The organism is Clavibacter michiganensis (assembly GCF_002151125.1).
Classification (GTDB): domain Bacteria; phylum Actinomycetota; class Actinomycetes; order Actinomycetales; family Microbacteriaceae; genus Clavibacter; species Clavibacter michiganensis_C.
Genome location: NZ_MDJZ01000015.1, coordinates 1 through 12,184 on the forward strand (window position 1 = coordinate 1; position 12,184 = coordinate 12,184).

At 75.0% G+C, this 12,184-nt stretch carries 13 protein-coding genes; 3 read left to right on the forward strand and 10 right to left on the reverse strand.

The features are described 5' to 3' along the window. The 3 genes from BFL37_RS07815 to BFL37_RS07825 all read right to left on the reverse strand — a co-directional run. Positions 1–709: fatty acid desaturase family protein (locus tag BFL37_RS07815; protein WP_172403771.1), on the reverse strand; the 709-nt coding region annotated here is incomplete at its 3' end. Positions 710–1,049: 340 nt separating this feature from the next. Then, on the reverse strand, positions 1,050–2,093 hold the full coding sequence (locus BFL37_RS07820) for an NAD(P)-dependent alcohol dehydrogenase (protein WP_086514844.1): 1,044 nt from the start codon (positions 2,091–2,093) through the stop codon (positions 1,050–1,052). A 50-nt stretch (positions 2,094–2,143) separates the two neighbouring features. Continuing rightward, positions 2,144–2,869, reverse strand: a complete 726-nt coding sequence (locus BFL37_RS07825) for a hypothetical protein (protein ID WP_086514582.1) — start codon at positions 2,867–2,869, stop codon at positions 2,144–2,146. Between the two features lie 162 nt (positions 2,870–3,031). Here BFL37_RS07825 and BFL37_RS07830 point away from each other — a divergent pair, with 162 nt between their 5' ends. After that, entirely contained in the window at positions 3,032–3,667 is a 636-nt protein-coding gene (locus tag BFL37_RS07830; RefSeq protein ID WP_086514583.1) for a DinB family protein, read from the forward strand. Between the two features lie 74 nt (positions 3,668–3,741). On the opposite strand, the gene BFL37_RS07835 is transcribed toward BFL37_RS07830, so the two are convergent. After that, complete coding sequence (locus tag BFL37_RS07835) at positions 3,742–6,768, reverse strand: alpha-mannosidase (protein WP_086514584.1); 3,027 nt, start codon at positions 6,766–6,768, stop codon at positions 3,742–3,744. Between the two features lie 2 nt (positions 6,769–6,770). Continuing rightward, a complete protein-coding gene (locus BFL37_RS07840) occupies positions 6,771–6,971 on the reverse strand; it encodes a hypothetical protein (protein ID WP_241533914.1) in 201 nt (66 codons plus the stop codon). 171 nt (positions 6,972–7,142) lie between these two features. Here BFL37_RS07840 and BFL37_RS07845 point away from each other — a divergent pair, with 171 nt between their 5' ends. After that, positions 7,143–8,279, forward strand: a complete 1,137-nt coding sequence (locus tag BFL37_RS07845) for an iron-containing redox enzyme family protein (protein WP_086514585.1) — start codon at positions 7,143–7,145, stop codon at positions 8,277–8,279. Then, positions 8,276–8,548, forward strand: a complete 273-nt coding sequence (locus tag BFL37_RS07850) for a CDGSH iron-sulfur domain-containing protein (protein ID WP_241533915.1) — start codon at positions 8,276–8,278, stop codon at positions 8,546–8,548. Before BFL37_RS07845 ends, BFL37_RS07850 begins: the two co-directional genes overlap by 4 nt. 9 nt (positions 8,549–8,557) lie before the next feature. On the opposite strand, the gene ypfJ is transcribed toward BFL37_RS07850, so the two are convergent. The 5 genes from ypfJ to clpS all read right to left on the reverse strand — a co-directional run bounded on the left by ypfJ (position 8,558) and on the right by clpS (position 12,148). Further along, the gene (ypfJ, locus tag BFL37_RS07855; protein WP_086514586.1) at positions 8,558–9,466 is read right to left on the reverse strand and encodes a KPN_02809 family neutral zinc metallopeptidase; all 909 of its coding nucleotides are present in this window, start codon (positions 9,464–9,466) and stop codon (positions 8,558–8,560) included. A 31-nt stretch (positions 9,467–9,497) separates the two neighbouring features. Next, a complete protein-coding gene (locus BFL37_RS07860) occupies positions 9,498–10,127 on the reverse strand; it encodes a DNA alkylation repair protein (RefSeq protein WP_086514587.1) in 630 nt (209 codons plus the stop codon). Next, positions 10,124–11,137, reverse strand: coding sequence for an NAD-dependent epimerase/dehydratase family protein (locus tag BFL37_RS07865; RefSeq protein WP_086514588.1), 1,014 nt, complete (start codon positions 11,135–11,137; stop codon positions 10,124–10,126). The genes BFL37_RS07860 and BFL37_RS07865 overlap by 4 nt, the downstream gene beginning before the upstream one ends. A gap of 112 nt (positions 11,138–11,249) precedes the next feature. Continuing rightward, positions 11,250–11,765: a DUF2017 family protein gene (locus tag BFL37_RS07870; RefSeq protein WP_086514589.1), complete on the reverse strand. Its 516-nt coding sequence runs from the start codon at positions 11,763–11,765 to the stop codon at positions 11,250–11,252. Beyond that, a complete protein-coding gene (clpS, locus tag BFL37_RS07875; protein WP_086514590.1) occupies positions 11,762–12,148 on the reverse strand; it encodes an ATP-dependent Clp protease adapter ClpS in 387 nt (128 codons plus the stop codon). Before clpS ends, BFL37_RS07870 begins: the two co-directional genes overlap by 4 nt. Positions 12,149–12,184 lie beyond the last annotated feature (36 nt).

The window sequence follows — 12,184 nt, forward strand, 5'->3', positions numbered from 1 at the left end:
CGAACGCGAAGGCCATGCCGAGCGGGAGGAAGAAGAACACGACGGCGAGGTAGGCGATGATGCGGGTCGAGAGCATCGAGATCTCGAGCCAGCGCTTGTCGACCTTGCCGCGACCGAAGACCGTGCGGAAGCCGTGGACGTGCAAGTTCAGGCCCTCGAACATGAGGATCGGGAAGAACGCGTAGCCCTGGTGGCGCGTGAACCAGCCGTAGAGGCCCTTCGCACGCGCCGCGTCCTCCTGGGTGAAGGAGATGACGTCGCGCTCGATGTCCGGGTCCTTGCCCATGACGTTCGGGTTCGCGTGGTGGCGCGAGTGCTTGGTCATCCACCAGGAGTAGCTGATGCCGACGAAGAGGTTCGCGAGCGTGCGGCCGGCGATGTCGTTGGCCTTGCCCGACTCAAACACCTGGCGGTGCGACGCCTCGTGGGCGAGGAAGGCGAACTGGGTGAAGATGATGCCAAGGCCCGCGGCGATGAGCAGCTGGAACCAGCTGTCGCCGAGGAGCACGAAGCCGACGCCGAGGCCCACCAGGGCCGCCGTGATGCCGGCGAACATGAGGACGTAGAACCCGACGCGCCGCTCCAGGAGCCCTGCTTCGCGGACGGTGTTGAGGAGTCCCGAGTAGGCGGTGGTGGGATTGGACCCGCCGCCGCGCTTGGGCTTGGTCAGCACGATGCGGGGAGGGGCGGAGGTGTCGGTGTCTGTCATGTGCCTGCTCGCTCGATGGTCGTGGCCTCTCGGCCTGGGGAGCGGTCCGTCTCACGGGACCGAAGGGATGCAGCGCCGTGATCCTCGTGACGCTCCGGCTGCCGGGGATCAGGGGCGACCGAGTCCTTACCCTGCCATGTCGCGGGGCGTCATGGGCTGAGAAACCGTCGGTGCGTCGCCGCTCTCCGGTCGCGTGTAATCTTCGCCGCCGACCGCCCCGCGGTTCGGTCCCGATGGTCAGGAGGGCGTCGACGCACGCATTCCCGCCGCGGCATGCACGTACAGCCCGCGGGCTCGGATCGCCTGGCCGTCCGGCGGCGAGGCGGCGGCGGCCGCGCCGTTAGGGCACGATGACCGCGCGGCCCCGCACGGTGCCCGCGGCGAGCGCGGCGTAGGCGTCGGGTCCGTCCTGGAGCGCGTAGCGCTGCGTCTCGACGGTCACCTGGCCGGAGCGTGCGAGGTCGAGCACCTCGATCAGCTCGGAGCGGCTGCCCCAGTAGGGGATCCTGACGGCGGCGTCGAACGCGATGCTGCCGAAGCCGACCTCCATCGTGCCGCCGCCGATGCCCACGATCGTCACGTCGCCGGCGGGCTCGACGACCTGTAGGGCGGTCGCCATGGTCGGGTTCGCGCCGACGAAGTCGAAGACGGCCTGCACGCCGCGGCCGCCGGTGATCGCGCGGATGCCCTCGGCGGCGTCCTGGTCGCTGATCACTGTGTGGTGCGCGCCGACGTGGCGGGCGAGCTCGAGCTTCTCGTCGGTCACGTCGAGGGCGATGACGGTGGCGCCGCTGAGGGCGCGGAGGATCTGGATCCCGACGTGCCCGAGGCCGCCCGTCCCGATGACGACCGCGAACGTGCCCGCGCCGAGCTTCGGCAGCGACGTCTTGATGGCGTGGTACGGGGTGAGGCCGGCGTCCGTGAGCGAGACGTTGGCGACCGGGTCGAGGTCGCCGAGCGGCACGAGGTGGCGCGGGTCGTCGACGATCATGTACTCGGCCATGGCGCCGGGCGCGCCGAGCCCGGGAGGCTGGATCCCCTCGGCCGCGGCGTTCTCGCAGTAGTTCTCGCGGCCCTCGGCGCACGGGTGGCAGCGGCCGCAGCCCCACGGGCCGTAGACCGCGACGGCGTCGCCGACGGCGAGGTGCTCGACGCCCGCGCCCAGCTCCTCGACGACGCCGGCGCCCTCGTGGCCGAGCGTCAGGGGGAGCGGGTAGCCGCCGGCGCGGTACTCCTCCTCGGAGAGGGACATGACGTACTCGTCCGAGTGGCAGACGCCGGCGGCGGTGACGCGGAGGAGGACCTGACCGGGCCCGGGCACGGGCTTCTCGATCTCGACGACCTCGGGGTGGGAACCGATGCGGGTGTACTGGAGCGCCTTCATGCCCTCCACCGTATTCCTCGTGCGGGGGAACCCGCTGCACGTGCGGCTCGTCAGGGGAGGCGGCTGCCGTGAGGCGGCTCGACGGGCGGGGCGACGCTGCGCTCGGACTCGGGGAGGGCGAGCTCGGCGTCGGCGGCGTCGCGGAGGAGGGCCATGCGGCCGGCGGCGAGCGACTGGGACCAGAGGGTCGATGCGGACATGACGAGGTAGATCGGCATGAACCAGCCGAAGGTGCCTGCCTCTCCGGAGATCACGTACGTGGGGAGCGCGAGGAGCGCGACGAGCCCGAGCGCGACCGCGCCGGGGACGCCGACGGCCGACGACGCGATGACGCGGCGCGACTCCGTGGCGACCCGCTCGGCGGTGCCGGGTGCGAGAGTCACGCGGCCGCGGGAGTCCACGGCGGCCTCGAGGAGTCCGGCGTCCCGCCAGCTCGGGTGCGTGCCGGTGACGGACGGGTGGCGGCGGATCGCTCGCGTGAGCCAGATCGACACCGGCACGACCCCGGCCGCCACCCCCACGAACAGGCCGAGCAGCGCAGCGGAGGCGATCGATCCGTCCTCGCCGTCGGCGCGCGCGAGCACGGGATGGATCAGCAGGGTCATGGCGGTGCCGGCGGCGAGGCCCACGCCGACGGTCACGAGCAGGCGCCGGCGAGTGATGACCTCGGTGATCCAGGACGCCATCGCGCGCAGGCCGACGGCCGCCAGCTCGCGGCGGCCGTGCCCGGGGTCCTCGGCTGCGGCGCGGTCGGCGGTCGTGTCGTCGGCGGTCATGCGGTCCTCTCGTCGTGGCCCTCTGCCCCCTCCATCCTCCCGGGCGCCGCGTCGGCGGCCGTCCGAGGGACGCCCCCAGTCCGGGTCCCGGCGCACCGGTGCCGCGTGCCGTGCGCGCCACAGGGCTGGACGCGCGTCGGAGGTGCCTGGGAGGCTCGCGGCATGACCGCAGCGCAGCCCTCGCACGACCCCGTGACCGGCGACGACGCCGTCCGGGACGACCTCGTCCGCCACCTCCGCCTCGCCCGGGAGGCGCTCGTCTGGAAGCTCGACGGCCTCGGCGAGCACGACGTCCGCCGACCGCTCGTGCCGACGGGATCCAACCTGCTCGGCCTCGTGAAGCACGCGGCGGGCGTCGAGGCGGGCTACCTCGGCCTCGTCTTCGGCCGGCCGTTCCTCGAGCAGCTGCCGTGGATGGAGGAGGACGCGCCGCCGAACGCCGACATGCGGGCGACCGCGGAGGAGTCGCGGGAGGACGTCGTCGGGCTGTCCCGCCGCGTCGGCGCGCACTCCGAGGCGACGCTGCGGGCGCTGCCGCTCGACGCCGTCGGCCGCGTGCCGTGGTGGCCGGGGGAGGCCGGGCGGGTGACCGTGCAGCGGATCGCCGTGCACCTGATCGCGGAGCTCAACCGGCACGCCGGGCACGCGGACATCCTGCGCGAGCTCGTCGACGGCGCCGCGGGGCTGCGCGTCGACAACGGCAACCTCCCGGAGGGCGACGCCGACTTCTGGCGGGCCGAGCACGCGGCGACCGCGCGGATCGCCCGCCAGGCGGCGGGGCTGCCGCCGGTCGACTGACCGGCAGCAGCTCCGCCGCGCGCGCATCGCGCCTACCGCCTACCGCCTACCGCCTACCGCCTACCGCCTACCGCCTACCGCCGGGCGAACCGCAGCGTCGCGATCTCGAACGGCCGCAGCGTCAGCGCGATCCCGTCTCCCGATGCCTGCGCGTCCTCGCCCGCGAGGGGCCGCTCCAGGAGGTCGGTGCGGACGGCGTCGCCGAGCCCGGCCGCCGGATCCACCCGCACGACCGCCCGCTCGCGCCCGCCGCGCGCCTCGTAGAGTCGCACGACGAGATCGCTCGAGCGGTCCTCGGCGAGCTTGACGGCCTCGACCACCACGGCCGCGTTCGACGACGTGACGAGCGGGTCGACGCCGTGGTCGCCCGCGACCTCGCGCACCGGCAGGTTGAGCCGGTAGCCCGCGTCGGCGGCATCGAGCACGTCGGGCGCGACCCGCACCGCGCTGCGCAGCACGTGCCGGCCTTGGTCGGCGTGCGGGTCGGGGAACACCGGCGCGCGCAGCAGCGACTGGCGCACGAGCGTCGCGCTGCCGCCGTCGGGGCGGGGGATCCGCGTCACGTCGTGCCCGTACGTCGCGTCGTTCGCCACCGCGACGCCGAACCCCGGCTCGCCCACGTGCACCCAGCGGTGGGCGACCGTCTCGAAGCGCGCCGTCTCCCAGGAGGTGTTCGCGTGGGTCACGCGCTGCACGTGGCCGAACTGGACCTCGGACGCGGCCCGGTCCGCGTGCACGTCGAGCGGGAACGCGAGCTTCAGCAGCTTCTGCCGCTCGTGCCAGTCGACGTCGGTGACGACCCGCAGCTCGGGCTCGCACGCGGGCAGCGTCCACGTCTGGGTGACGCGCGACGCGCCGAACGTCCGCTCGACCACGAGATCCGCGCCGTCGATCCGCACGGCCGCGACGTCCGTGAGGTCGGTGCGGTTGCGGCGGTAGGCATCGTCGATGTCCCAGGCGTCCCACTGGTTCGGGGTGTCGCGGAACAGCTGGAGGAGGCCGAGCCGCTGGCCCGGCGCCACGAGGTCGCGGCCCGACGCGAGGTCGACGAGGGAGGAGACCGTGCCGTCGGCGTCGAACCGGGCGCGCACGAGGCCGTTGTCGAGGAGCCAGCCGTCGCTGTCCGCGACGGGTGCGGGGGAGGCGGGGGCCGGATCCACCACCGTGGCCGCCAGCGCGCCGACGCCCGCGGCGTCCACGGGCGCCGCGTTGAAGGCGACGCGCCGGTCGCCCGCCCCGGCGAGCGCGGACTGCGCCGCGGCGACGAGCTCGCGCAGCCGGCCCTGAACGCGGGCGTGCTCGCGCTCGGCCTCCTGGTGCACCCAGGCGATGGAGGTGCCGGGGAGGATGTCGTGGAACTGCAGCAGCAGCACCGTGCGCCAGAGCGCGTCGAGCTCGTCGTGCGGATACGCGACGAGGTCCCGGACCGCGGCGGTCGCGAGCCACAGCTCCGCCTCGCGCAGCAGGTGCTCGCTGCGCCGGTTGCCCTGCTTGGTCCGCGCCTGCGACGTGTAGGTGCCGCGGTGGAACTCGAGGTACATCTCGCCCGACCACACGTGCGGGTCCCGGATCTCGGCCCGGGCGGCGTCGAAGAACTCGAGCGGCGTGCCGAGCGTGACGCGCGGCGATCCCTCGAGGTCGCGCGTGCGGCGGGCGGCCGCGACCATCTCGCGCGTCGGCCCGCCGCCGCCGTCGCCCCAGCCGAACGGGACGATGGACGCGTTGCTCACGGCCTTCTCGGCGTGCTGCCGCTCGGCGCGCGCGAGGTCCTCGCCGGAGAGGTCGGAGTTGTAGGAGTCCACCGGCGGGAAGTGCGTGAAGACGCGGCTGCCGTCGATCCCCTCCCACAGGAAGGTGTGGTGCGGCATCGTGTTCGTCTCGTTCCACGACTGCTTCTGCGTGAAGAAGTACTCGGCGCCGGCGCCCCGCACGATCTGCGGCAGGGCGCCCGTGTAGCCGAAGGAGTCGGGCAGCCACACCTCGCGCGAGTCGATCCCGAACTCCTCGAGGAAGAACCGCTTGCCCTGCACGAGCTGGCGGACGAGCGCCTCGCCGCCCGGCATGTTCGTGTCCGACTCGACCCACATGCCGCCGACGGGCACGAAGCGGCCCTCGGCCACGCGCTGCCGGAGGCGCTCAAAGAGCTGCGGGTGGTCCTCCTTCAGCCACGCGTACTGCTGCGCGCTGGACGCGGCGAACACGAAGTCGGGATCCTCGTCCATGAGCGCGAGCACGTTCGAGAAGGTGCGCGCGACCTTCCGTCGCGTCTCGCGCACGGGCCACAGCCACGCGGAGTCGATGTGGGCGTGGCCGACCGCGGTCACCCGGTGCGCGCTCGCGTGCGCGGGGGCGGCGAGCACGGTCTCCAGCTCGCGGCGGCCGGCCGCGGCGGTGCCGGCGACGTCGTCGGGATCCACCGCGTCGCACATGCGCTCGAGGGCCGCGAGGATCTCCGCGCGCCGCGACGACGCCGGATCCAGCTCGCCCATGAGCCCCTGCAGCGTCCAGACGTCTCGGTCGAGCTCCCAGACGGCGAGGTCGCGCCAGGCGAGGTCCATCGTGCGGAGCGTGTAGATCGGGTCGTCGCCCGCGGTCGCGAGGTCGCCGAGCGGCGTCTCGCCGTAGAAGAAGTTCCCGCCGACGTCGGGATTGGACGCGGCCTCGATCCAGAGGTCGATGGGGGTGCCGGGCGCCTCGCCCGCACCGACGCCCACGAGCGGCACGTAGCCGTTGTACGGCTCGATGGCCTTCACGACGCTGCCGTCCGGGCGGTACACGAGTCCCTCGGCCTGGAACCCCGGCTGGCGGTCGCTGAAGCCGAGGTCGACGAGCACCTCCAGCGCCGTGCCGTCGGCCGCGCCGTCCTCCGGCACGGTGCCGGTGACGTGGAACCACGTGGTGCCCCAGGCCCTGCTCCACGCCGTGCCGACGGCGAAAGGACGGGTTTCCTGCCGCACGGCCTCTGCGAACGGCACGGGCTCGCCCGGCGCGTCCCACGCCTCGATCGTCAGCGGCACCCGGCGGCGGTGGAGGTTCGGCGTGAGGCGGTCGAGCACGAAGCGGGCGACGCGGGCCTCGGCGAGCGCGGTGGTGGGGGGCATGGTCATCTCCAGTCGGTGGGGTCCTCGCGCACCAGCCCCTCATCGATGGGGCGGCGGGCGACAGTGGTGACGGTCTGCGCGCTGAGGCCCGTGCGCTCGGCGGTCTCGGAGCGGCTGCCGCACTCGGCCGCGCGGCGGACCGCGTCGAGCACCACGGTGCGGTCGTAGCCGCCGATGGCGGGCAGGTCGGTGCCGCGTCGCATGGGCACCTCCTCGCGCCGGGCCACGCCGTCCGGAGCGGGCCTCCTCGCAGTATCCCCGATGCCCGGCCTCGGGATCGCACCGGACCGCCGGTCCGCCCATCCCTTACCGCTGCCCTGGGGAGACGACGACACGCCCGGCCGGGCCGACCGGGGTCGGAGGAGGGTGGACGCATGACCGATCTGCTCGCCGCCGCCCACGAAGCGGTCCGCATCCTCCCGTCGCCCCTGCCCGCCGCGCGCGGCCCTCTCAGCGCGGCCCTCCTCGCCGACCTGGCGGGGGGATCCGGCTCGCCGGCCGCGCCCGGATCCGTCGGCAGCTCCGCCGACGCCCTCGCCGTCGCCTCGGGCCCCGACCTCGCCGCGCTCGCCGAGGACGCGCTCGCCGCGACGGACGACGTGGTCCGCGACGACGACGTGCAGCTCGCCCTCTTCTGCCTCTACGAGCTGCACCACGCCGGCCTCGCCGGCGTGGACGACGACCGCGAGTGGGACCCGCGGCTGATCGCCGTGCGCGGGATCCTCGAGCGCGCGTTCGAGGCCGCCCTGCGCGACCGCGTCGCCGTGCCCGAGCGCCCCGAGCCGACCTCCGCGGGCGTCGCCGCCGCGCTCTTCGCGCTCACCTCGGCCGACTCCGGCCCGTCCCTCTCGCGGTTCGTCGCGCGGAAGGCCACCGTCGAGCAGCTCCGCGAGTTCCTCGTGCAGCGGTCGATCTACACGCTGGGCGAGGCCGACCCGCACTCCTGGGCGATCCCGCGCCTCCGCGGACGCGCCAAGGCCGCGATGGTGGAGATCCAGGCCGACGAGTACGGCGGCGGCCGCCCCGAGCGCGTGCACGCGACGATCTTCGGCGCGACCCTGCGCGGCGTCGGCCTCGACGACCGCTACGGCTCCTACCTCGACGACGTGCCCGCCATCACGCTCGCGTCCTCGAACGCCATGTCGCTCTTCGGCCTGCACCGGCGGCTCCGCGGGGCGATCGTCGGCCACCTCGCCGCCTTCGAGATGACCTCGAGCGTCCCCAGCCGCCTCTACGCGAGCGGGATCCGGCGCCTCGGCTTCGGTGACGACGTCGCCTGGTACTACGACGAGCACGTGGAGGCCGACGCGGTGCACGAGCAGATCGCGGCGCACGACCTCGCGGGCGGCCTCGTCGAGTCGGAGCCCGAGCTGCTCGACGACGTGCTGTTCGGCGCGGCCGCCTGCCTCGAGGTCGAGGGCTGGGTCGGCGCGCACGTGCTCTCCAGCTGGCAGGCCGGCCGCTCGTCGCTCCGGGACGGCTCCGTGGCCGCGGTCGTGGCCGCCGCGTGAGCGCGCTGCCCGACGACGACGCGACGCCGCCTGCCGCGGCCGCCCGTCCCTCCGCGGCCGAGCCGGCGCGGATCATCGCCTACCCCGACGGGCCGCTGCTCGTCCGCGGCGACTTCGAGATCGTCGACCCCGAGGGACGCCCGATCCCGCGCACCCGCAGCACCGTCGCGCTCTGCCGCTGCGGCGTCTCGTCGATCAAGCCCTACTGCGACGGCACGCACCGGCTGGTCGGCTTCCGCACGGATCCGCCCGCGCCGACCGGCGCGTAGCCCGCGGCGTCAGAGCTGGGCGCCGGGCACCGCGAACGTGTCGCACGCCGTCGGCCCGCCCGCGCGTCCCGCCTCGAACCAGCGCTGGCGCTGCTCGGCGGATCCGTGGGTCCAGGTGTGCGGGTCGACCTCGCCGCCGCTCGCCGCCTGGATCCGGTCGTCGCCCACGGCCGCCGCCGCGTCGAGCGCGTCCCGCACCTCCGCGCCGCTGACCGGCTCGAGGAAGGCCGTGCCCGAGTCGTCGCGGATCTCCGACGCGGCCCCGACCCACGCGCCCGCGTAGCAGTCGGCCTGCACCTCGAGCCGGACGGAGTCGGAGTCCGGGCCGGTGCCGCTCCTGTCCGCCCGGTCGAACGCGCCGGAGAGCTGCTGGATGTGATGGCCCCACTCGTGGCCGACGACGTACATCTGCGCGAGCGGCCCGCCCGAGGCGCCGAAGCGGGTGCGGAGCTCGTCGAAGAAGGTCGTGTCGACGAAGAGGCGCTGGTCCGGCGGGCAGTAGAAGGGGCCGGTCGCGCTGGACGCCGCGCCGCAGCCGGTGCTCGTGGCGGCGTCGAAGAGCGAGAAGCCGGGGGAGACGTAGTCGGCGATGCCCACCTCGGCCGCCGCGGTCGTCCAGTAGGTGTCGAGCGAGTCGGCCGCCCCCGCCATCCGGCACTCGACGCTCGCGTTCGCCTCCGCGCCGGTCGTGCAGCCCTCGATCGCCTCGTCCTGCTCCTGCGAGGTCCCGCCGGCCGTGCCGCCCGACCCGTCGACCAGCTGCGAGAGGTCGACGCCCGTGAACTGCTGCACGAGGATCACCGCGACCACCACGAGGAGCCCGCCGCCGCCGGCCGCGATGCCGGTCGTGCGCCCCCGGCCGCCGCGCCGCCGGGTGACCTTGCTGCTGTCGATCCGGGCGTCGTCGTCGAAGGTCATGCCATGAACGTACCGGCGGGCGGGGCGGGCGTCAGGCGAGATCCGGCCGCGTCTCGCGGACGACGCCCCGCACCCGCTCGACCGCCTCGCGCACCACGTCGTGTCCGCCGCGGGCCGCCGCCTGCGCGGTGCGCGCGCGGCGGACGAATCCGTCCCAGTCGCCGCCGCCCGCGCGAAGCGGACGGGCCGGCGCGAGGAGCGCGGCCCGGCGCAGCCAGACGTCCTGCTCGCCGGCCCAGCGGTCGAGCGCCTGGTCGGCCCGGGTCCGCGCGACGCCGGACAGCCGCTCCACGAGCGGGCCGATGACGTCCAGGGCGAGCGGATCCACGAGCGGACGCAGCCGCGCGTCCCGCACGAACCCCTCGAGGCGCGTCAGGTCGCCGTTGTCGAGCCGGTCGACGTGCTCCTGCAGCAGCACCACGGCCGCGAGGCGCCGCTCGAAGACGCGCGACCGCCAGAGCTCGGACGCGAGCGCGACCGCCTCGTCCCGGGTCATGCCGGGACGCCGCCGGCCGAGGTCGCGCACCGTCCCGCGGACGGCGCCGACGGACGCGCCCACGAACTCGAGGTCGGAGCGCAGCCGCTCGCGCTCCGCCTCGGCGCGGTACCACGCGCCCTCCCGCTCGAGGGCCGCCGCGACGAAGTCGGCGTCCTCGGTCATCCGGCGAGTGGAGCCGAGCCCGCGCGTCCGTCGCGGTGCACGAAGGCGCGGCCGAACTCGGTCAGCACGTCCTCCGCGGAGTGCGTCGGGACCCAGCCCAGCACGTCGCGGGCCCGCGCGGTCGACATGACGGGCACGTTCGCGGCGATGTCGATCCATCCCGGATCCGTGCGCTGCACGCGGAGCCGCCAGCTGCCGGCGACGAGCGCCCGGAGCGCCGGCAGCGGCACGGTCACGACGCGCGCGTCGAGCAGGCGGCCGACGAGCGCGGGATCCACCACCGGATCCGCGGCGACGTTGAACGCGCCGGGCGCCCGCCGCTCGACCGCGCGCCAGAACGCGTCGGCGACGTCCTCGTTGTGCACCACCTGCGACACGAGCTCGCGGGGGAGCGGCAGCACCGGGGTGCGCGTGGCCAGGCCGAGCCAGCGCGTGGGGATCCACCGCCCGAGGAAGAGCCCGGCGATCTCGGCCGCGGCCTCGTCGTGCATCACGAGCCCCGGCCGCATGCGCGTCACCACGACCTCGGGGTGGGCGGCCTCGAAGGCGTCCATGGCGCGCTCGTTCTCGGCCTTGTGCCGGGAGTAGTGGGAGGTGTGGATCCCGCCCGTCGGCCAGCTCTCGTCGCGCGGCCGGTCCTTGGCCGCGGCGCTGTACGCGCCCACCGACGAGGCGACGACGGCCTGCGGCACGCCCGCCTGCGCGACGGCCTCCAGCACGTGGGCCGTGCCGATGACGTTGGTGCGGTGCATCACGCGCTCGCGGTGGTTCGGCTGCAGGGCCCAGCCGAGGTGGATCACGGCGTCGGCGCCGCGCATGGTCGCCGCGAGACCGGACACGGCGCCCTCCGCGCCGATGTCGGCGAGCCGCCACGTGACGCCGGAGTACGGCTCGAGGGAGGCGTCGGGCATGCGCCGGGCGACGCCCACGATCTCGGCTCCCGCGGCGTGGAGGCGCCGCAGCACCCCGGTCCCGAGGTTCCCGGTCGCTCCGATGACGACGACGCGCATGCTGCTCCTCTCCTGCGGACGGGACCCGTCGGGCCGGCTGATCCGCGGGTCCCCTCCATCATGCTCGCCGGAGCCCGGCGCGGAGCCGGTGCGCCCGGTGCCGGGCGGACGCTCAGCGGTCGACGGCCTCGATGAGCGAGCCCTGCGCGAAGGTCAGCCAGTCGTAGAGGCTCGCGCTCTCGCGGGGGGCGCGCTCGCGCCAGCCGTCGGCCTCGTCGATGCGCAGCGGCACCGAGATCGCCAGCCGGAGGTCGTTGAGCGTCCGGAGCCAGGCCTGCGCGCCCGTCGGGTCCAGCACGACGAGCAGCCCGCGTCGTCCCGCGCCGCGCGCGTCGGCCTCCGCCAGCGTCGCCTCGACCGTCGTCGCGTTCGCGGCCTTGGCCTCGCTGAGGTCGGACGCCGTGAACCGCCGGAACTCGGCGGAGGCCTCGGCGTCGTCCGGGTAGGCGTCGGGCAGCAGGCGGGCGGCGACGGGGGAGGGCGCGGCGCCGTCCGCGGCGCCGCCGGTCGTCGTGCCCTCGGCGAGGATCCCGCGGAGCTCGTCGAGGAGCCCGCGCAGCATGGCGACCTCGTGCGGCTCGAGGTGCGCGGCGACCGTGCCGTCCGGGCGCGCGCGGAAGGCCCTCACGCGTCCACCCGCTCGAGCGTGGCCCAGAGGCCGAAGCCGTGCATGGCGAGCACGTGCCGCTCGATCTCCTCGCGGATCCCCGTCGCGACGACCGCCCGCCCGTCCTCGTGCACGCGGAGCATCAGCTCGTCGGCGCGCTCCCGGGTGAAGCCGAAGTAGCTGCGGAAGACGTAGGAGACGTACGTCATCAGGTTGACGGGGTCGTTCCAGACCACGCAGCTCCACACGGGCGGCGTCGACGCGCGCTCGAGCAGGCTCGTGTCGGATCCCGTGCTCGTGCCGGCACCCGGGTCGCCCGCGGGCGGGTCGGCGGCCCGACGCGCGGCGGGCAGGATGCGCGGGGCGTCGGCGTCGGCGTCGGCGTCCGCGGCGGTGGTGGTCATCGCGCTCCTGGGGGTCGTCCCGGCGTGCGGCCGGGG

What these genes read in the sequence shown, in the direction of transcription:
- BFL37_RS07840 (WP_241533914.1), bottom strand. Translation starts at nt 6,971, where the DNA reads ATGCGACGCGGCACCGACCTGCCCGCCATCGGCGGCTACGACCGCACC.
- clpS (WP_086514590.1), bottom strand. Translation starts at nt 12,148, where the DNA reads ATGACCACCACCGCCGCGGACGCCGACGCCGACGCCGACGCCCCGCGC.
- BFL37_RS07860 (WP_086514587.1), bottom strand. Translation starts at nt 10,127, where the DNA reads ATGACCGAGGACGCCGACTTCGTCGCGGCGGCCCTCGAGCGGGAGGGC.
- BFL37_RS07830 (WP_086514583.1), top strand. Translation starts at nt 3,032, where the DNA reads ATGACCGCAGCGCAGCCCTCGCACGACCCCGTGACCGGCGACGACGCC.
- BFL37_RS07835 (WP_086514584.1), bottom strand. Translation starts at nt 6,768, where the DNA reads ATGCCCCCCACCACCGCGCTCGCCGAGGCCCGCGTCGCCCGCTTCGTG.
- BFL37_RS07845 (WP_086514585.1), top strand. Translation starts at nt 7,143, where the DNA reads ATGACCGATCTGCTCGCCGCCGCCCACGAAGCGGTCCGCATCCTCCCG.
- BFL37_RS07865 (WP_086514588.1), bottom strand. Translation starts at nt 11,137, where the DNA reads ATGCGCGTCGTCGTCATCGGAGCGACCGGGAACCTCGGGACCGGGGTG.
- BFL37_RS07820 (WP_086514844.1), bottom strand. Translation starts at nt 2,093, where the DNA reads ATGAAGGCGCTCCAGTACACCCGCATCGGTTCCCACCCCGAGGTCGTC.
- BFL37_RS07825 (WP_086514582.1), bottom strand. Translation starts at nt 2,869, where the DNA reads ATGACCGCCGACGACACGACCGCCGACCGCGCCGCAGCCGAGGACCCC.
- ypfJ (WP_086514586.1), bottom strand. Translation starts at nt 9,466, where the DNA reads ATGACCTTCGACGACGACGCCCGGATCGACAGCAGCAAGGTCACCCGG.